This window comes from Lutispora saccharofermentans, from assembly GCF_024363565.1.
Lineage (GTDB): Bacteria > Bacillota > Clostridia > Lutisporales > Lutisporaceae > Lutispora > Lutispora saccharofermentans.
The window spans coordinates 197,062-217,178 of the sequence record NZ_JAJEKE010000001.1; the positions used below are offsets into that span (position 1 = coordinate 197,062).

22 protein-coding genes and 1 tRNA gene are annotated in these 20,117 nt (G+C 38.1%); 4 read left to right on the forward strand and 19 right to left on the reverse strand.

Going from position 1 to position 20,117, the window contains the following annotated elements:
* Nucleotides 1–30: 30 nt before the first annotated feature.
* From LJD61_RS01050 to polX, 11 genes are all read right to left on the reverse strand, one after another.
* On the reverse strand, nt 31–672 hold the full coding sequence (locus LJD61_RS01050; protein WP_255225639.1) for a V-type ATP synthase subunit D: 642 nt from the start codon (nt 670–672) through the stop codon (nt 31–33).
* Nucleotides 673–2,061, reverse strand: a complete 1,389-nt coding sequence (locus LJD61_RS01055) for a V-type ATP synthase subunit B (RefSeq protein ID WP_255225640.1) — start codon at nt 2,059–2,061, stop codon at nt 673–675.
* Nucleotides 2,054–3,817 (reverse strand): V-type ATP synthase subunit A, encoded by a 1,764-nt coding sequence (locus tag LJD61_RS01060; RefSeq protein WP_255225641.1) that lies wholly within the window; start codon nt 3,815–3,817, stop codon nt 2,054–2,056. The genes LJD61_RS01055 and LJD61_RS01060 overlap by 8 nt, the downstream gene beginning before the upstream one ends.
* An 18-nt stretch (nt 3,818–3,835) precedes the next feature.
* Nucleotides 3,836–4,144: a V-type ATP synthase subunit F gene (locus tag LJD61_RS01065; protein ID WP_255225642.1), complete on the reverse strand. Its 309-nt coding sequence runs from the start codon at nt 4,142–4,144 to the stop codon at nt 3,836–3,838.
* Nucleotides 4,137–5,138, reverse strand: coding sequence for a V-type ATP synthase subunit C (locus LJD61_RS01070; protein ID WP_255225643.1), 1,002 nt, complete (start codon nt 5,136–5,138; stop codon nt 4,137–4,139). The genes LJD61_RS01065 and LJD61_RS01070 overlap by 8 nt, the downstream gene beginning before the upstream one ends.
* A 10-nt stretch (nt 5,139–5,148) precedes the next feature.
* Nucleotides 5,149–5,706 (reverse strand): V-type ATP synthase subunit E, encoded by a 558-nt coding sequence (locus tag LJD61_RS01075; RefSeq protein WP_255225644.1) that lies wholly within the window; start codon nt 5,704–5,706, stop codon nt 5,149–5,151.
* A 21-nt stretch (nt 5,707–5,727) separates the two neighbouring features.
* On the reverse strand, nt 5,728–6,207 hold the full coding sequence (locus LJD61_RS01080; protein ID WP_333783032.1) for a V-type ATP synthase subunit K: 480 nt from the start codon (nt 6,205–6,207) through the stop codon (nt 5,728–5,730).
* 17 nt (nt 6,208–6,224) lie between these two features.
* A complete protein-coding gene (locus LJD61_RS01085; RefSeq protein ID WP_255225646.1) occupies nt 6,225–8,171 on the reverse strand; it encodes a V-type ATP synthase subunit I in 1,947 nt (648 codons plus the stop codon).
* Complete coding sequence (locus LJD61_RS01090; RefSeq protein ID WP_255225647.1) at nt 8,158–8,484, reverse strand: ATPase; 327 nt, start codon at nt 8,482–8,484, stop codon at nt 8,158–8,160. The genes LJD61_RS01085 and LJD61_RS01090 overlap by 14 nt, the downstream gene beginning before the upstream one ends.
* Nucleotides 8,485–8,852: 368 nt before the next feature.
* Nucleotides 8,853–9,461, reverse strand: coding sequence for an endonuclease III (gene nth / locus LJD61_RS01095; RefSeq protein WP_255226003.1), 609 nt, complete (start codon nt 9,459–9,461; stop codon nt 8,853–8,855).
* 13 nt (nt 9,462–9,474) lie between these two features.
* Nucleotides 9,475–11,193 (reverse strand): DNA polymerase/3'-5' exonuclease PolX, encoded by a 1,719-nt coding sequence (polX, locus tag LJD61_RS01100; RefSeq protein ID WP_255225648.1) that lies wholly within the window; start codon nt 11,191–11,193, stop codon nt 9,475–9,477.
* 226 nt (nt 11,194–11,419) lie between these two features.
* Here polX and LJD61_RS01105 point away from each other — a divergent pair, with 226 nt between their 5' ends.
* Nucleotides 11,420–13,171 (forward strand): B12-binding domain-containing radical SAM protein, encoded by a 1,752-nt coding sequence (locus LJD61_RS01105; protein ID WP_255225649.1) that lies wholly within the window; start codon nt 11,420–11,422, stop codon nt 13,169–13,171.
* 64 nt (nt 13,172–13,235) lie between these two features.
* Nucleotides 13,236–13,655: a ferritin-like domain-containing protein gene (locus LJD61_RS01110; RefSeq protein ID WP_255225650.1), complete on the forward strand. Its 420-nt coding sequence runs from the start codon at nt 13,236–13,238 to the stop codon at nt 13,653–13,655.
* Nucleotides 13,656–13,678: 23 nt separating this feature from the next.
* On the opposite strand, the gene LJD61_RS01115 is transcribed toward LJD61_RS01110, so the two are convergent.
* Nucleotides 13,679–14,383 (reverse strand): zinc dependent phospholipase C family protein, encoded by a 705-nt coding sequence (locus LJD61_RS01115; RefSeq protein ID WP_255225651.1) that lies wholly within the window; start codon nt 14,381–14,383, stop codon nt 13,679–13,681.
* Between the two features lie 130 nt (nt 14,384–14,513).
* On the opposite strand from LJD61_RS01115, the gene LJD61_RS01120 reads away from it, so the two are divergent.
* Nucleotides 14,514–15,629, forward strand: a complete 1,116-nt coding sequence (locus LJD61_RS01120; protein WP_255225652.1) for an aminopeptidase — start codon at nt 14,514–14,516, stop codon at nt 15,627–15,629.
* 68 nt (nt 15,630–15,697) lie between these two features.
* On the opposite strand, the gene LJD61_RS01125 is transcribed toward LJD61_RS01120, so the two are convergent.
* From LJD61_RS01125 to LJD61_RS01155, 7 genes are all read right to left on the reverse strand, one after another.
* Nucleotides 15,698–15,774 (reverse strand) — tRNA-Val (locus tag LJD61_RS01125).
* A gap of 50 nt (nt 15,775–15,824) precedes the next feature.
* The gene (gene mocA, locus LJD61_RS01130; RefSeq protein WP_255225653.1) at nt 15,825–16,415 is read right to left on the reverse strand and encodes a molybdenum cofactor cytidylyltransferase; all 591 of its coding nucleotides are present in this window, start codon (nt 16,413–16,415) and stop codon (nt 15,825–15,827) included.
* Nucleotides 16,412–17,158: a selenium cofactor biosynthesis protein YqeC gene (yqeC, locus tag LJD61_RS01135; protein WP_255225654.1), complete on the reverse strand. Its 747-nt coding sequence runs from the start codon at nt 17,156–17,158 to the stop codon at nt 16,412–16,414. The genes mocA and yqeC overlap by 4 nt, the downstream gene beginning before the upstream one ends.
* Nucleotides 17,159–17,230: 72 nt before the next feature.
* The gene (locus LJD61_RS01140) at nt 17,231–17,635 is read right to left on the reverse strand and encodes a GerW family sporulation protein (RefSeq protein WP_255225655.1); all 405 of its coding nucleotides are present in this window, start codon (nt 17,633–17,635) and stop codon (nt 17,231–17,233) included.
* Between the two features lie 48 nt (nt 17,636–17,683).
* Nucleotides 17,684–18,352, reverse strand: coding sequence for a hypothetical protein (locus tag LJD61_RS01145; RefSeq protein ID WP_255225656.1), 669 nt, complete (start codon nt 18,350–18,352; stop codon nt 17,684–17,686).
* A gap of 13 nt (nt 18,353–18,365) precedes the next feature.
* Complete coding sequence (locus LJD61_RS01150) at nt 18,366–18,785, reverse strand: anti-sigma factor family protein (protein WP_255225657.1); 420 nt, start codon at nt 18,783–18,785, stop codon at nt 18,366–18,368.
* Between the two features lie 2 nt (nt 18,786–18,787).
* Complete coding sequence (locus LJD61_RS01155; RefSeq protein ID WP_255225658.1) at nt 18,788–19,357, reverse strand: RNA polymerase sigma factor; 570 nt, start codon at nt 19,355–19,357, stop codon at nt 18,788–18,790.
* A 132-nt stretch (nt 19,358–19,489) separates the two neighbouring features.
* On the opposite strand from LJD61_RS01155, the gene LJD61_RS01160 reads away from it, so the two are divergent.
* Complete coding sequence (locus LJD61_RS01160) at nt 19,490–19,909, forward strand: CBS domain-containing protein (protein ID WP_255225659.1); 420 nt, start codon at nt 19,490–19,492, stop codon at nt 19,907–19,909.
* The last annotated feature ends 208 nt before the right edge of the window (nt 19,910–20,117 follow it).

Below are 20,117 nucleotides of genomic sequence, written 5' to 3' on the forward strand. Positions count from 1 at the left end.
ACAAGAAACCGCAGCTTTCGCTGCGGTTTCTTAAGCTTCTTTGCTGATAATATCTTTTACCTTCATCAAACGAGTGATTGTACTTCTTTCACTCTCATCCAATTTCATTCTAATAAACCTTATAGTATCTTCCAGGTCAGGTATAGTCCTATATTCCAGGGCGTTCACTCTTCTTCTGGTCTTTTCAATCTCATCGGCCATCAACTGGCAAGCTTTTTCTACCTCAGCCAATTCCAATAGCTTAGACATTATCCCATAAAGCTTGGATATGGCATCGTCCAGTTCTGATGAAGTCTGAGCGAATCCATAAGGATAAATACTCCCCTCATCGCCTTCAAGCTTCCTGATAAAATTCATAACAGGCACATTTACACTCATTACATTTTTTTTCTTTATATCCACCGTAATATTTTCCTTTGGAAAGGCCACAGCCTCCTCCAGCATCTCAGGAGACATGACTGCACTAGCGAGCAAAAAGTCCCTAAAGGAATCTTGCAATTCCTCTTCGACCTTCATCCTAAGAGACTTATTCTTTTTAATCAACTCGATAAATCTCCTCATGAGCTCATCTTGTTTGTCCTTAAGGAGCTTATGACCTCTCTTTGCAGTTGATAACCTCTTCTTAAGCCCGGTCAGCTCCATTCGAGTAGGATTCACATTCAGCTTAGCCATCTACTCAGCCCCTTTGTCTTCTTGTGGCAGATACTTGTCAAGGAACTCATCTCTGATTCTCTTGAGCTCACTTCTTGGGATGATCTTCAATAACTCCCACCCAAGATCCAAGGTGTCGATAATGCTTCTATTGTTTTGATATCCTTGATTTACATATTCTTTATCAAATTCTTCAGCAAATTTAGCAAATGCTTTATCAGCATCCGAAAGCGCAGATTCTCCCAGTATGGTAGCCAGCTCTCTTGCTTCTCTGCCTGAAGTATAAGCAGCATACAATTGATTCATTGTGTCAGCATGGTCTTCCCTTGTTTTTTTCTTGCCAATTCCTTTATCCTTAAGTCTTGAAAGAGAAGGAACAACGTTTATGGGAGGCTGCAAGCCCCTCTTATATAATTCTCTTGATAGTATGATCTGTCCTTCGGTTATATATCCTGTTAAGTCAGGAATCGGATGGGTGATATCATCCTCAGGCATTGTCAGTATCGGTATCTGCGTTATAGAGCCTTTCCTTCCTCTGATCTTTCCTGCTCTCTCGTATATGGTTGAGAGGTCGGTATATAAGTATCCCGGATATCCACGCCTGCCGGGAACTTCTTTTCTGGCTGCTGATGTTTCTCTCAATGCTTCAGCATAGTTAGTCATATCTGTCAGTATGACAAGTACATGCATATCCTTCTCAAAAGCTAAATATTCAGCACAGGTAAGGGCCATACGCGGTGTTGCAATCCTTTCTATAGCAGGGTCATTGGCCAAATTTATAAATAATACGGCTCTGTCTATAGCGCCGGTTTTTGTAAAGTCATCAATAAAAAATTCAGCTTCTTCAAAGGTTATACCCATAGCAGCAAACACAACAGCGAATTTCTCACCAGAGCCCAAAACGTTTGCTTGTCTTGCAATCTGAGCAGCAACTTCATTGTGCGGCAATCCTGAGCCGGAGAAAATCGGGAGTTTTTGTCCTCTGACCAATGTATTCAATCCGTCTATACAAGAAATACCTGTTTGAATAAATTCATCCGGATAATCCCTTGCTACCGGATTCATGGGCACACCGTTTATATCAATCTTCTTTTCCGGAATTATCTTAGGTCCATTATCCTTGGGGCGGCCTAAACCGTCAAACACTCTGCCTATCATATCAGGAGAAACGCCTAATTCAAGAGGCTTTCCTAAGAATCTTACGCTGGTGCTCTTTAGATTTATTCCCGAAGAGCCCTCAAAAAGCTGGATCATAGCTTTGTCTTCGTTGACCTCAAGAACCCTTCCTCGTCTCTTCTCACCGGTTTGCAATTCTATCTCAACCAGTTCTTCATATTTAACCCCTTCTACCCCTTCAACTATCATCAGCGGTCCTACTACTTCTCTAACTGTTTTATATTCTTTAAGCATTGAGGATACCTCCCTTGCTTATGAGATTATCTACACTGGCAATCAATTCTGCATCAATGTCATCGATTTTATCTAAATCTTCCTCGGCTATATACTTAGCACGGGCTATTTTATTTCTTACTTCCATTTTTTCTATATCCTTTAGATAAACACCTTGCTCCAGGGCTCTCTTCCCCTGATCAAAAAAGTTCAATATCAGTTTAAGCATTTTATTTTGCTTTGCTAATGAGCAGAAGGTATCAACTTCGTGGAACGCATTCTGCTGTAGGAAGTCTTCCCTTATAGACTTCGTTGCTTCAAGCTTTAGCTGATCCTCTTCAGATAATGAATCTCTTCCTACCAGCCTTACTATCTCTAAGAGGCCCGTTTCATCCTGGAGCAGATTCATTGCCTTTGCTCTGTTAGCCGCGAATTCAGGGTCTATATTCTCATTCATCCATTCATCTATTTTTGTTTGATATAATGAATATGAATTTAACCAATTTATAGCCGGGAAATGTCTCTTGTAAGAAAGAGCATAATCCAAGCTCCAGAATACCTTAACAATTCTTAAGGTAGCCTGGGAAACCGGCTCGGAAATATCTCCTCCCGGAGGTGATACGGCGCCTATAACCGTTACGGCACCTTCCCTATTATCACTGCCATAACATACTACTTTTCCTGCCCTTTCATAGAATTCTGCAGCACGCGATGCAAGGTAAGCGGGATAGCCTTCATCTCCCGGCATTTCCTCAAGTCTTCCGGACATTTCTCTTAGTGCTTCTGCCCATCTGGAAGTGGAATCGGCCATTATAGCTACAGAATAGCCCATATCTCTGAAATATTCGGCTATGGTTATTCCCGTATATATGGATGCTTCTCTGGCAGCCACAGGCATATTGGAAGTGTTTGCAATAAGAACTGTCCTCTTCATAAGTGATTCCCCGGTAGTTGGGTCGATAATCTCAGGGAACTCCATAAGAACGTCCGTCATCTCATTGCCGCGCTCACCGCAGCCTACATATACAACGATTTCGGAATCTGCCCATTTTGCAAGCTGATGCTGCACAACGGTTTTACCGGAACCAAAGGGGCCCGGAATTGCAGCTGTTCCGCCTTTTGATACAGGGAAAAATGTATCTATTACCCTTTGACCCGTTAGCAGCGGTACTGTAGGATTTAGCTTCTTCTGGTATCCTCTGCCCTTTCTTACAGGCCATTTTTGCATCATCTGGAGTTTAATTTTCCCATCCAGAATACATACATCATCTACTACCGTAAAATCTCCTTCTTTAATATCCGTTACTTCACCGGATGTCCCATAGGGTACCATTATTTTATGAAGAACTATGGGAGTTTCTTGTACGGTTCCTATCACATCTCCCTGAACAACCTTATCTCCAACCTTAACAGCGGGTGTAAAATGCCACTTTTTTTCTCTGTCAAGACTTTTTACTTCAGTGCCCTTTGAAAGAAAATCTCCGGCAATTGCTCTTAATGGCTCAAGAGGCCTTTGTATGCCGTCAAACATTGCTTCCAATAGGCCAGGTCCTAATTCTACCGATAGAGGCTCTCCTGTTGTATATACAGGGTCTCCAGGGCCTATTCCGGTTGTTTCTTCATATACCTGGATAGAGGCTCTGTCACCTCTCATCTCTATTATTTCACCAATAAGCTTATTATTTGAAACATGGACTACATCATATACATTGGCTTCGTCCATCCCCTCAGCAATGACCAAGGGGCCAGATACCTTTATTATCTTTCCAACTTTCAAGATAAGCCCTCTCTTTCTCTATAAAATATTTGATCCTACGGCTTTTTCCACATTATTGTTTATCCGGCTCATACCTATGTTTAATGTCCCTTGATTGCTTGGTATGAGTATTACCGCAGGGATTATCTCTTTATTATATCGTTCTATGGTATCTGGAATTAAACTAGCTATCTGCTCAGTGACAAATATAATACCATAGTTATTTCGGGCAATGGTGTCGACAGTTCTCCTGGCTTCTTCATGGTCGTAAACAGGGAAAACATCTACCCCTAATGCTTTGAAGGCAAGAATTGAATCTTTGTCTCCAACAACAGCAACTTTAAACATATAAATCACGCACCCTTTCCCTCGTGGCATCCGGTGAAAGCTTGTTCAGCTTTGAAACCATAATAATTCTCAAAGTTTTTATCTCTGCTTCCTTTGCCACTATATAAGAAAAAATGGGCTCAGGTCCAAAACTCACATATTTTGAAGGCTGATTAATCTCCACGAGATAATTATCCATATACTTTTCAAGGTCTGATAAACGATCGGTTGCCTTATAAGCTTCCAAACCCTTTATCAGTTTAGAACTAATCCTGGAGTTTTTAAATCTATTGATCATATTTTCTATAGAATCATTTAAGGTAAAAAGTATAGCATCCTTATCAATATTTCCATTGGGAAGAAGCACATCTTCAAAGAATCCCATATCTTTTCCCTGCTTCTTAAGCCGAATAGAAGACTTAATATTTATAAAGTCGATCATGTCCCGGACATAGTTTATGAATAATTCAATCCCGGTATTTACAGCCATCTTATACAAATGCTCGAAATAGAATTTGTCGAAAATCAAATCTATTCTCTGCGGGTCCTTAGTAAGTTCAAAATCCTTTATAACAGCTTCTATGGCATCTTTGAACTCCGGCTGCATATCTCTTAGGTTTCCTTCTAAAAATCCATCTTTTATCTTTTGGAAATCTGCAGTTCCAATGGGTATATAAAGATCAGACAGATCTTTATTTAATTTTCTCTCCTTAACCAGTACCTTTAAATTATGGTAATCATATTTTAAAGCCATTAAATCCACTACGATTTGATTTTTAGAAATCTCCCTCATCAACTTATATACTCTTTTCAGTTCATGAGATAGAATATTTTCATAATCCTCACTTCTGCTTATTCCTGCAACTGCGTTCGAGTATTCAGTTTCATTAAGAATTTTGAAAACTTCTTCAATATCCTTAGCTTCTATCATCCTATCTATTCTTGCCTTTGATAGGAGCCTGGTTTCAAGGACTCTGGTTCTGGTTACACCTTGGATAAAATCCATTCTATCCATGAAATCACTCCTATTCCTTAAAAAGATCTTGTGCTATCTCAGATTCAAGTTCTTCTCTTAAATAATCTACCAGGGAATCAAAGGAAAAATTCATTGTCACATCCTTATCCTTCAACATAAACCCTGATTCCACCGTTTCATCGTCAGATATCATCGGAACTACTCCCATGGATTTCACTTTTGACTTCATCTTTTCAGGTACTATCAATGACTCTGTGCCTTTTAAGTCCAATACTTTTATATTATTTCTTAAAAATTTTACATAATCATCTTCATTTAAATTTTTAAGTTTCCCTTTAGATAGTGTAAAAACTTTATCCATAACTTCTTGTTTTGCCTTTAATTTCTCATCTCTAACTTTTAACTCCGCATTGGAAATTATTCTATCCTTCATCATGGCAGCTTCGGCTGCAGCTTTTTCTATCAATCTCTTCTTTTTTTCATTTGCTTCGTTAACCTTTGAGCTAACTATTTCCTCATTAATCTTAGCTGATTCTTCCATAATCCTGTCAGCTTCTTTTTTAGCATCATCAAGAATTTTATTAATAAGGTTATCTAAATTCGACATATCTTCACATCCTTAGCTTTTCTAAAAACCAACTGCATTAACAAGGATTAGCGATGTAACAAAGGACAGCAAAGCATAGGTCTCAACCATTACAGCATATATTATACCCTTTGTGGATTGTTCTTCATTCTTTGCAAGTATTGCAATACCTGCAGCTGCAGTTTTGCCCTGAGCTATAGCCGACAGCCAGCCTACGAAACCTACCGGAAGACATGCAGCAAGTATATACAAGCCTTCATTCAAAGGCATTCCGACGCTCAGCTTTCCTAATACCAAAAGACCGATAACAAATCCATAAAGGCCCTGTGTACCTGGCAATAATTGAAGAACCAGGGATTTACCAAACTTTTCAGGCTCTTCGATCATAAGCCCTGATGCTGCCTCACCAACTATGCCAACGCCCATGGCAGATCCAATTCCGGAAAGAAATACAGCTACTGCGGCACCAAGGCCTGCAAAAAATACTCCACCGTTTTGAACTATAAATTCTGAAAAATTCATTAACATTTCCTCCTAACTTATTTTAAGTTTATATATTTAGGTTCGCTTCTGAATAAATTAAATGGTTTGCCTCCGCCTTCGTAGAATTTTCCAAAAAATTCAACGAAGATAAGTCTTATCGAATGGACATATGCGCCCAATGCACTAAGGAATATATTGAAAAATTGGCCGCCGATAAATACGACAACACCTGCTATTATTCCAACTATTCCAGAATCGAAAAGCATTCCGGCTATCATATTTATGGCACCGCCAATAAATCCGCCGGACAGCCCCAGAGCCATAAGTCTGGAATAGGATACAAAATCTCCTACATAACTTGATATGCCATATAAGCTGTATAAACCACCAACAGCTTTGCCGGCAATACTTTTTGATTCTCTTCCCCCTGTAGCAACTATACCTGCCATTCCTGCTATCATAACAACCAACGATACATTCTTAATAATATCGGGCAATGCAACAAAGCTGGACACGAGGAATCCGATTCCGCCTGTCAGTGCCATATACCAAAAACCTACATCAAATAGTGCATCCAGGTATTTTTTTTCTTTTATATATAAATAAGCTTTTAATCCCAATCCGAAGTATAAATGGAATATACCAAATACAATGGATATGATCAATATATTAAAGTACTCAGTCGAAGGATTGATCAAAGCCGGCATAGGTATAATACCGCCTAAGAATGATCCATATATCAAGCCCCATACGATAGTCGGGTAGCTTAAATAGTGAAAAAATCTTATGAAATTCTTTTGACTCTCTGATAAATTGAAAAATTTAAGTGCAACTATTGTACCAATAAGCAGTGCCAGGCCATAACCAATATCGGCCAGCATCATTCCAAAGAAAATAAGATAGAACGGTGCTAAAAACGGAGTTGGATCTATCTCATTATACTTTGGTAAGGAATACATACTGGTTAAAGACTCAAAAGCTTGTGCAAATTTCGAATTCTCCAATAGTATTGGCACGTTCGGATCATCCTTATCCACTTCGTTAACTTGTAAATAGTAAACATTGTTGAGGGCTTTTTTTACAGTATCCGTAAATTCTTCAACCATTTTTGAAGGAATATAACCCATTATAACATTTACGCTTTCTGTCATTAAGAAATTTTCTGAGGATGCAATCCTTAATTTTTGATTCATCAGATAATCATATACTACTTCCAGCTTAGGCAGATCGCTCGATAATCCTGCAATCTCTTGCTCATAACCCTTTGCTTCATTCTCTATGGCATTTATTCGTTTATCCAATTCAGAAATTTCTTCCGCCGGTTTACCTTCTATATTCAGCTTACTTTTAGAAAAGCTGCTGTTTCTTAATATCTCCATAACCATTTCCGATTCCGACTTAGAGGATAAAACTAAAATATATAAATTGTCTTTATCTTCGCTTATGACTTCAAAGTATGTGTACTGAGTACCCAATAAGTCGTTTTGCAGCTTTTCTCTAAGTTTTTTAGGTATGGTCCCCATGTTTACTTCAACCTGTTCAAAAGAATTCAAGTTTTTAATGGATGTATTCAGCTTAACCCAAGGTCTTAATTCATCTATTGAGGTATTTATCTTAGATGTCTCTTGGCTCAAAGCTTCTTTCTTTGTATTCAGCTCTCTCAGCTGATTATACAAAGGGGTATAATCTATGCTTGAGCCTCTTTCTTCAAGTTCAATGAAATTAAAGCTTTCCTTGCCCTTTTGCATGGCTTTGATGCCGGTATCTTTAATATAATATTTAGATAATAAATCGATGGCATATTTTACTTTTGCAATCTCTTCATCTACCGCAACCATGCTTTCAGGTACTTTAACATTCTTCAAACCTTCATTCTTGAGAGTTTCATCCTCATCTAGGTTAGTAAAATGAACATATTCAAATTTTTGAAGCTCATGGAGAAGATTTTCCCTTTCTGAATCAAAGGCAAACAAGCTGAAGTTACTCATCTTAACTATTGCCATTTGCGTTCACAATCCTCTCGATAATAATGTTAACAGCTGAGTCTAAATCCTCGTCTTTTAGGTTATTTAACGCTTTAGCTGCTTCAATGCCTTTTTCAATGATAGGCTTTGCTATAGCCTCTCCTTCTTGTACAGCTAATTTCTTAATATCTTCTGCCTCGGCTTTTCCATCTGAAAGTATCCTCTTATGCTCCTGTTCAGCCGAAATTTCTGCCTCTTGTTTTGAATTCTTAGAAGCCAAAATCGCATCCTGCAATATTTTCTTTGCTTTCTCTTCTGCCTCTTTTACTGTCTCAATCGCATCTTTTGCCATCTAGTCACCCCCTAGATTTATAATTTTGGGTTCCCAATATACCCTATATGCTTTGCCGCAGATCAATAAAGCAATATCATGTCATATACAGCAATACCTTCACCACCTCTTTCAGATTCTACTCTGACGCTGCGGATTATTCATATTGTACAAAGTACATTGGAAATATACAGACGAATTAATACAAACATTGGTATTTATTCGTCACTAATGTATAAATTCCTGCAATATAATCTGTTCAAAAAAAGAAACAATTATTATATTATTTTAATATCTAAAATTATAACATTTATGCTTAAATAATGACAAGTCAACACTTGCAATTTTAAACGCATCTATTGCATCTAAATGCAAATTTTCTTTCTTAATTAGCGTTTTTCTTTGTTATAATAATCACAAATATCCTTGATGTTGCATATTTCACATTTTGGTTTTTTAGCATCGCATATTCTTCTTCCATGCCATATCAAAAGATGATGAGCCAATGACCAGATGTTCTTGGGCAAAGAGTCCATAAGCTGTCTTTCTGTTTCGTCTACATTCTTGCTGTCAGCCAGGCCTATTCTATTAGATATCCTGAATACGTGGGTATCCACGGCTATGGCGGGAATACCGAAGCCATTGCTCAATACGACGTTGGCAGTCTTTCTTCCGACCCCGGGCAAAGAAATCAAATCTTCCATATTACCGGGAACTTCTCCGTTATGGTCACTGACCAGAATACTGCACATGTTTAATATATTCTTGGCTTTATTTCTATAAAGTCCAATTTTTTTTATTTTTTCCTCTAATTTAGATTGATTCATTGTTAAAAAGTCATCAGGCGTTTTATAATACTTGAAGAGCTCTGATGTGACCTCATTAACTTTTTTGTCTGTTGATTGAGCGCTTAGCATTGTTGCCACCAACAGCTGGAAAGTATTTCCGAAGCTCAGCTCGCATTTAGCTTCGGGATAAAGCTCTGACAGCCTATCCATGACCAATAAAGGCTTATCGTTTTTGTCTTTCAAAGTAATCCCCCAATTCACTGCATTCCATGCAATTTATTATATCTTTTGATTCAAGCCATCCTTTGCGCGCAATCCCTACACCAAGCTTAACATTTCTCATGCCTTCGATGCTATGTGCATCGGGATTTATCGCAAACGTGACACCCCTGGCTTTTGCGTATTTTATGTATCTCCAATCCAGATCAAGCCTATGCGGATCGCAATTGATTTCAATGATTTTCCCGTTATCAGCCGCAGAATCTATAATTGAATAAATATCCATATCTGACGCCTCGCGGGCCAGAAGAATCCTTCCTGTAATGTGGCCTATAATAGTAGTATGCTTGTTTTTTATAGCATTTATTATTCTGACTGTCATCTTGTCCTTCTCCATGCCTAAGTTCGAGTGGACAGACGCAATGACAAAATCAAACAGGGATAATATCTCATCGCTGTAATCCAAAGAACCATCCGGTAAAATATCCGATTCAATCCCTTTAAATATTTTGAAGCCTTTGGACTTAAAGTTGTACTCATCAATTTCTTCAATCTGCCTTCTTATGTCATCTTCTTTCAAGCCATTTGCATAAAATGCCGAACAGCTATGGTCTGATATCCCTATATAACTAAGGCCCATTCTTTTTGCCGCATCTGCCATTTGAGCTATTCCGGAGGAGCCGTCGCTATAGGAGGTATGTATATGAAATGCTCCTTTCAAATCCTCATAAAGCACTAAATCAGGCAAAGTCCTTTTTTCCGCCATCTCAATCTCACCAGTATTCTCTCTCAACTCAGGCGGAATGAAATCCAGCCCCAGGGCATTATAAACCTCAGCCTCATTTTTGCAATCGATTAAATCATCAGCTTGAAATAAACCATACTCATTTATTTTAATTCCCTGAGCCTTAGCCCTATGCCTTAAAGCCGTATTATGTTCCTTGCTTCCGGTAAAATGGTGCAGGGCGTAAGGAAATTGAACATCCTCCACTACCCTCAAATCCATCATTATCCCTTTTTTCAGTCTTACCGAAGTCTTTGTCTCTCCCTTGGATACGACCTCATCTATCTCTTCAAAAGCAGTAAAATAATCCATAAGCTTCAATGGCTGATTTGTGCTTGCCAAGATATCTATATCCTTTACAACTTCTTTCTTTCTCCTTAAGCTTCCTGCTATATCACATCGGATGGTCAAAGGAGATTTAAGAAGCTTATCCTTTATGGATTCCGCATCTTCTATGACATATCCGTAAAGATACTGTCCGCTGAATCTCTTTATGTCCTGTATACCTTTCAGTATCTTGCTTTGAGTTTTTTCACCGAAACCCTCCAAGCTCAGCAAGCGGTTCTCCATGCAGGCGTATTCAAGCTCACCGACGGTTTCTATGCCCAGTTTTTCATACAGCACCTTTGCTTTCTTGGGTCCTATGCCTTGAATTTTTAAAATATCAAAAATTCCCGGCGGTATGCTGTTTTTTAGATTTTCATAAAACTCCAGCCTTCCTGTCCTGTGAAGCTCAATGATTTTTCCCGACAAGGCCTCTCCTATTCCTTTTATCCCTACAATTTTATCATCTTCAATATAATCATCCAGTTCTCCTTCCAGCATTTCCAAAATCCTTGCCCCGTTCACATAGGCCTTGATTTTGAATGGATTATCACCCTTTATCTCCAGCATAAGCCCTATTTCTTCCAATATCCGGCCTATTTCTTGCTTATCCATATATCCTCATCACCTCCCGATATTAATTACATTCTAACAAATTATCCTCTATTAGCAACCATGTGATATACTTTTATACATTGACAGTATTCTTATTTAAGATAAAATTTATGACTTTTTTTAAACATGAAAAGGAATAAAAGCGATTGCCTGGGGTTTAGCCATCATAATTATTAAAATTACTGTTATAATTAATATTATAACAATATTTAGACGGAGGCGTACTATGGATATACAAAAGCTCTCTCTCATAGCTTTAAATTCTAAATTTATACACTCTAACCTGGCAGTAAGATACTTAAGCAGCTATCTTCAAAAGAAAAATATAAAAGCATATATATTGGAATTCAGCATAAACGACAGCTTCGATAGCATAATAAAAAAAATATATTTGAGCAATAGTGATGTAATCGCTTTCTCATGCTACATATGGAACAGGGAATTGGTGATGAAGCTGGGGCCGAGCCTGAAAAAAGTAATGCCGGATTCCATAATTGTATTAGGAGGACCTGAGGCCTCCTACGATGTCGAATCCACTATGAAGGAAAATCCTTGGATTGACTACATTATCTCTGGGGAAGGTGAAGAAACTCTCTATGAATTTGCATCTTGCCTCAAATCAGGGCATGAGGCCGCTCAAAGTATAGATGGCCTTGCATGCAATAAAAATGGAATCATCCGTATAAACAAGCCGCGGAATCCTATATACGACCTTGACCGGCTTCCTTTCCCATATGATTCGTTCAATGGCTTGGAGAATAAAATACTTTATTATGAAACCTCAAGAGGCTGCCCGTTTAAATGCCAATATTGCCTCTCTTCTTTGGAGCCGGGTGTAAGATATTTTTCTCTGGAGAAAGTTTATAATGATATCGATTTATTTATAGAAAATCATGTAAGGCAGGTTAAGCTCGTCGATCGGACTTTTAACTGCAGCAAGGAAAGATGCCTCAAGATAATGGACTATATACTCAGTAAAAAGGGCAATACCAATTTTCATTTTGAAATCTCCGGCAAGCTTATTGACTCTGATTTTTTAGATATGGTAAGAAGGGCACCAAAAGGAATTTTCCAGTTTGAGATAGGAGTTCAGTCTACAAATGATGATACACTTGAAACCATAAGCAGGATGGAAAGCTTCGAGAGCATAAAATACAACATAATAAAGCTTATTGATATAGGAAACTGCCATGTGCATTTGGACCTCATCGCAGGGCTGCCTTGCGAGGACATAAAAAGCTTCGAAAAATCCTTTAATGATGTTTATTATTTAAGGCCCCATATGCTTCAGCTTGGGTTTTTGAAGCTCCTGAGAGGTTCAGGGTTGAGACAGGACGCTGATAAATATGGTATTTTGTACAATGCTCACCCTCCCTATGAGGTCCTGTCAACAAAAGAAATAAGTTATAAGGATATACTGGAGTTAAAAGTAATAGAAGAGCTTGTGGAAATATTCCACAACTCTGCTAGGTTTAGTAAGAGCTTGTCATATTTGATTGAAGAGCACAATATTAAGCCTTTTCAATTTTTTAAAGCCTTAGGCGCTTATTATGCTGATAATGATGGGTTTAGCAGAACTTTAAAAATATCTGACCATTATGAGCTTTTATACGGTTTCGCATCAAAAACCATAGGAAGCTCTTGCTTATTCAATGAATTATTAAAATTTGACTACTTTAAGTCAATCGGCGCCAACATGCCGGCTTGTATCCAAAGGTTCAACAGCGCAGCAATCAAGGGGCGAGTCACCAGCTTTTTGAAGAATGAAGAAAATATAGCCAGTCATATGCCTGAGCTGATCTCCATGGATGTGAGACAGAAGCTTAAATATATAAGGTTTGAAATATTTGATGCAGATATGCTGGGCGGTCTGAACCAAGGCAAGCATATCCTGTTTTCAATAAAAGACCCAAAGGGCAGTGCCGAAGACAGGCTAATGTCCTTTCCCTTGGATGAATTTATGAAAATAAGCATGTAAAGTAAACTTTTCTATGTAATTTCATATAATATACTAATGATTCTTTAAGGGGGTCATATGGTATATGGATAACTATGATGACAACAGCAAACTTTTGGACTTGCTCAGAGAAGCTATGAAAGATGAAAGGCATGATTACCTTAAATACAAAATGATGATGGAGGCGGCACCAAGCAGAGAAATAGCGGATCAAGTACGCTTTGCCCATGAGGATGAAGGAAAGCACTACAGGATGTTTCAAAAAATATACAAGGATTTAACGGGCAGAACTATAGAAATTCCCATCCCGCAGGTAGAAAAATACGAAAACTATATTGATGCTGTTAAAAGCAGCATCAATGGTGAGCTAGAAGCTGTGGAACTATACAGAGATATACGCTCCATGCTGAACTCAAAAAAGCACAGAGATATGCTTTTCGAGATTATAACAGATGAGCAGGAACACGCCACTCGCTTTGTATATGTATTTTCCATGCTTAAATAATTATTTGGCGCCACACAGGCGCCTTAGATTTTTTCTCCGACCTCGTTATAGAAATTTAAAAAGCATCCCGCTGTGGTTCTTTGAGCCATTGGAAATATCTGGCCTGCAATCCTATAGAACCTGTCCCGTCTACGCTCGATCAGAGAATATCTCCTATATATTGCGATGGCATCTTTAGCGTTTCTTTCAATATAGTCATATGGATTCTCAAGATATATGCCTCCTTGAAAAGCTGCATAATTTTCAAAACTATCATGGACTGCTTTAATCCATTGTTCAAAACGTCTATGGCTCTTTAATAAATATATATCACCGTGCTGCGGCACTGTAGAATCCTGTATAAGGTGCACTGCTGCTCCAAGATAAGTCATTGCCATCTCTTTATCCCCCGAGTCCCAGTATACCTTGGCGCAGCCATAATAACGCGCGAATCTTTGCCTTGAGTTTTTACATCCGTATAAGCCTCTATGCGTATATGGATTATAAAAATGCTCTCTGCTTCTGAAATCCTGATCTGCCCAATAAACACCTTTATTTATTTCATCCAGATATTGTAGGAAAAATTCATAAGCTTCCCTATGACCGTCATTTTTAAGTATTTCTAAGGCCCGCTTATTGATAAACATATGAACCTGGCAAAAAGTCTGAACAAAATATTTCTTAAAAGGTACAGCAAACCATAATATAGTTTTAAAGCTTCTTCCATATACTTTTTCAACAACGCTCATTTTTTCAACCCCAATCGTAGCTATTACATGTGATAATTATATGTTTTCCACATGAATATTCTATATACCTATATTATATTGTGATATAATTTGATTAATATAAAAGTGCAATCGAATTGGAGGAGAGAACTTGAAAGATCCTAGAATATCTCAATTAGCAAAAAATCTAATAAATTACTCAGTAAGCATAAAGCCCGGTGAAAATCTTCTCATTGAGCTATTTGATTCAGGCGATGAATTAGCTTCAGAGCTTATCAGAGAATGCTATAGGGCCGAGGCCAACCCATTTCTTTCAATTAAGAGCAGAAAGCTTATGAAGGATCTGATCATGAACACAAGTAAAGAACATATGCTTGCTCTATCATCCTTTGAAGCCGACAGAATGAAAAAAATGCATGCTTACATAGCTATCAGAGGTGCTCTCAATTCCTCAGAATGGTCGGACATCCCGGAAGATAAGCTGAGCATCTATATGAAAAATTGGTCGAAGCCTGTTCATTCGGACATAAGAGTCCCCCACACCAAATGGTGCGTTATGAGGTATCCAAGCCATGCTATGGCTCAAATGGCCGGCATGAGCATGGAAAGGTTTGAGGACTTTTTCTTTGATGTTTGCTGCCTTGACTATTCAAACATGGATAAGGCAATGAATCCTTTGAAGGAGTTAATGGATAAAACCGATAAAGTCAGAATTACAGGCAAAGATACGGATTTAAACTTCTCTATAAAAAATCTGCCTGCAATTAAATGTTCAGGCGAAGCCAACATTCCTGACGGAGAAGTTTATACCGCCCCGGTGAAGGATTCAGTCGAAGGATATATAACCTATAATACCCCTTCAGAATATCAAGGCTTTACATACGAGAACATCAGGCTGGAATTTTCAAAGGGAAAAATCGTAAAAGCAACAGCAAACGACACCGAAAGAATAAACAAAATATTTGATACTGATGAAGGAGCTCGCTATGTGGGTGAGTTTGCCATAGGTGTAAACCCGTATATAACAAAGCCGATGAAGGATACCCTATTTGATGAAAAGATTATGGGAAGCTTCCATTTTACCCCCGGCAGCTCTTATGATGATTGTTTCAACGGAAACAAATCTGCTGTGCATTGGGATTTGGTATTCATTCAAACTCCTGAATACGGCGGCGGAGAAATATGGTTTGACGATGTGCTGGTGCGAAAAAACGGTATGTTTGTACTAAAAGAACTGGAAGGCTTAAATCCCGAAAATCTAAAATAAGAATGGCCTATTATTCAAAAATTGCGGTGCATAACACCGCAATTTTTAATGCTCATAATTTTATGTTTTGGTGGGCGGTATTGGGATCGAACCAACGACCTCCACGATGTCAACGTGGCACTCTAACCAGCTGAGCTAACCGCCCATTAGATTTCGAATTATATTATATCATTATAAAAGGGATTTAATCAATACCTATATTATTTTTAGCGTCTCATTATATTCTTCAGGAGTATCAATGTCAAATCCTGCCATTGTGTCATAAAAGTCAACAAACATCACCCTGTCGGAATTGCCTTGTATAATCGTTCTTCCTCCGGTATCACCTGTGATGTTCATAAGCTCTTGTCTGAATTCCGCCGGGAATATTGTGGGCATTCCTTTTTTTCCGTCATAGCAAGGTACAATTATGGAGTTCTGATTTTTCTTCCAAGCATTTATAAGCGCTTCGATAATATCTTTGGTTATAAAAGGTTGGTCTCCTGCTATAAACATATAAGCCTTTGCATCCGGATCAGAATTTTTTATTCCTTCAATTACCGAGGTGCTCTGTCCGTCTTTTGCCTTTGCATTATAGACAGTTTTCACATCATATTTTTTGATCCTGTCCATCACTTCTTCAGACTGATAAACCACAAGTATCTCCCCAAATGCTTTACAGCTTTTAACCGTCTCTACTGCATTTTCAACTATAGTGCTGTTTTTCAGAGGCAAGATCAGCTTTTGTTTTCCCATACGCTTCGAACTTCCGGCAGCAAGTATAATACCCGTTATGATATCAATCACATCCAATACATCTTATTTCTAAGTGAAGCAATGACAAACCCGATATTTTCATCTTCTGCCATGCTTTTTATTTTTAATCCTGCTTCTCTTAAACCGGAATTATCCGCTTTATTAAGCAGAACTATCTTCTTTGCATTATCAGGTGCGTTTTTAAACAATCCTTGAGGGTGCCTGATCAGCTTGGCTAACATGATCGTGTCAATTTTATCACCAGGGCGGCATCCGCAGATGATGCAAAACTCATCCAATCTGTGAACTGTTTCTTCTCCCGCAGCCCTGCCCAGTGAATCCATGCCGATCACTCCGATCAGTACTGTAGTTGATTGCGGCACCGCCGGTTCCCACTCTGCCGGCGCCTTTATTGGTTTCTTTTTTCCTCCATCTGCTTCGATCAGCATAAAGTCAAAGACGCCAACGCCATATAACTCATCTGCAAAATGAATGTCTATACCCTTTATTTTATTTTCATTTGTGATTTCGCTCCCGATGACATAGACGCCTTTATCTCTAATAGCTTCAACATATCCTAACAAAGCTTTCCTATCCTTGCTTATGATCAAATCATTATTAATATCTTTTGGCGGTATGTATATATGAGTAGTAGTAGATAATAATATTTTTTTATTGAACTGCTTCAATTCTTCTGACAGATTATATAGCAGAGTGGTCTTCCCTCCGGCACCTACAATAGAAATCACATGTTTTTTATTTATATCGATATTCAAAGCCTTAATCATGTCCATAATATACTAACCCCGCTTCCATCATTAGAATATCACAAAATTCTGTTCAATAAAAGAAAAGCCCTAACGGGCTTATTCTTCTTTCTGCTCTTCTTCAGAGGTATCACTGCAGCAGTTTTTATTTGCTTTCTTTAGGTCTATCTTTTTTATTAATTCAGGTACCATCTCAATAAGCTTCTCCAGGTTATGCTTTTGCTTTATGGGTAAAATACTGACTTCTCCATCCTTAATGACCAGCATAGCATCAGGTGATACTTTAGCCCCTACTCCAAGCCCGCCGCCTGCGCCATCGGACCCTTTGGAGTCTTTGCCCTGACCGGAACCGCCGCTGCAGCCAAAAGAAACTGTGATAATTGGGATCAAGGTAATTTCTCCAATTGCAATGGGTTCACCTATCACTGTCTCAGTTTTTAAGAAATTCTCAAGTTTATTGAATACTAGCTCCAAACTGTTGTCAATCGGTAATTTATTATCCATTTTTTTCTCTCCTCTCAATCTTTATCTCAATAATATTTACACATATACCTAGCTAAAAGTTTCAGCTTTAATTAAATTTTTTAATTTATTTCTCACATCTTTTTTAAATAAAAATCTGATCAATTCAACCATAAAAGTGCCAAGAGTGAGTTTGCCGCCGGCAACCATTTCAAAATCAGCAGTTACTTCATCAAATACAGGACTAATATCATAATCTGCGTCAGGAAAAATGCTCTCCAGGAAATAGACAACCCCTGACACTGAGCCTGTAATGAAGGGATCATCAAATCCATAAACCAGCTTTATTTTTAACTGCTCCGGCTTAATGACTACAAGTATTTTTTTTAAAAATGCCATTAATTCTTCAAGGAAATACTTATCCATAATATCATTGATCTTGAATTTCCGTTTTTTATGTTTTTTACGTTCACCTGCTTTGCCTTTTTGCTTTCTCTCCTGTTTTATTTTGTTCTTTGGCTTCAGTATTATTTCCTTACCGAATATCGAAAACTTCGTTACAAATCCAGTATCATTGTTATAGATACCATTTAAGCAAAACCTCTTAGCCCACCTTACTTTCAGATCTAAGGCCATACCTTTATTATATGCCAAATCGATATGATAATAAAAGGGTACCAGCAGCAGAACCGCAGCTATTATAAGAAATAATAATACTAACAAAAGAAGCAGCTTTAACAAAAAAGTCAGTAAAATCAAATTTTTCCCCTCCTCATTTTGCTTTTTTTCTATGAGGTATTGCATAGCTTATTATCCTATCTTTATAGGTCCTCCCCATCCTTCTCAGCAATGGTATCCCGGGCATAAATTCAAGAAATCTCGATGAATTTTCAATAATCAAGCCGCTCATTTTCGCAGAATCATTGATAATGTCCTTCAGCTTCTTTTCTTCTTCTAATTGAGCAAACAGATTATCTATCACCAGTTCAGTTTTTGATGAGAGTTTATCCATATATTCATTATCTTCATTGAACAGAGACTTAAGGCTTTGATCAATAGAATAAAGCATTTTCAGTTCATCCATACAGCTTTTGCATACTTTCAAATGTTCAGATAGAAAAATCAGCTCTAAGGGTTCGATATTATCATCAATCAATGCCTGCAGCAGTGATGTATCAAATTTACACTTCATATTCATACCTCCATTTCTCTGGATAAATATTCTTTCAGCGCATTTCGTGCTCTGTATAAATCTGTTTTAACTGTCCCTATCGGTTGATCCAGAGCTAAAGCGATATCTTTATACGTCAAATCTTCATAGTATCTTAATGATATAACCATTCTTTGCCGTGGTGTCAATTCTTTTAACAGCTTCTCAATCGTCATTTTCAACTCTATCTCTTCTATCTTATATTCCAAATCCTCACATGAAGGCAATATTTCCTCAAGAGGCACATTATTATCAGCTACGGCGTTTAGGGATATGACATTGCTTTTAATCTCTCTTGTAAAATTCAGGCAGGTATTAACCGCAACCTTTCTAATCCATGGATGAAAGGGTTTGTCGATATTGTATTTATCAATAAATCTAAAAATTTTTATATATATTTCCTGTACTAAATCCAATGCATCATGTTCATTTCCTGCATATCTGAAGCATAATGTGAAAAGATATCTTTCGTATGATTTGCACAGTTCTGAAAATGCCTGCTTGTCTCTTTTCTTACAGGATAAAAGCAGTTCTTTGCTAATTTGATCGTTCACGCCATCACCTCCATGTATAAAGAATACAATATTTTCATAGAAAATGTTTCAATTTAAACTATTTTTTTATACATTTATTTAAAATTCTAATGGAAAAAATATATTCAGACTACTATTGAAAGGGTGATTGATTTGAAAATCAGAGAGATTATGAGCCGCGATGTAAGAACTATTTCATCGGATGCGACCATAAAAGACGCTGCAAATATAATGAATACAATGGATATTGGATCTGTCCCTGTCCTTGAAGACAACAAATTGGTGGGAATCATTACTGACAGAGATATTGTGCTCCGCTCTGTAGCACAAGGCCAGGACTCAAATCAGAAAATATCTAATGTTATGACGAGAGATATAGAAACCGTCTGCTCAGACACTGAAGTCCATGAAGCAGCCGATATAATGTCCAAAAAACAGATACGCAGGCTACCCGTTGTTGACGGTGACAGCTTAGTAGGCATAATAGCTATCGGAGACTTGGCTGTCGAAGGCATGTATGCGGATGAAGCCGGCGAAGCCTTGCATGATATATCAAAGGATACCTTGTCTTAGTCCGAAAAGTCTCCGGCTTAGCCGGAGGCTTATTGCTTTGATTGATATGAATATAAATCTGTTATCAGGTTAAAATGTATATGTTGAACGAGACTTCATTCAGTGGGGTATGGGAGGCCCCACTGAATGTTAGTCGAGTCCATGCTGGACTTAACCGCCCTTTGGCGCCCGCCGCCTTTAGAGGCGGGAGGCTTAGGGCGGGTTAGTT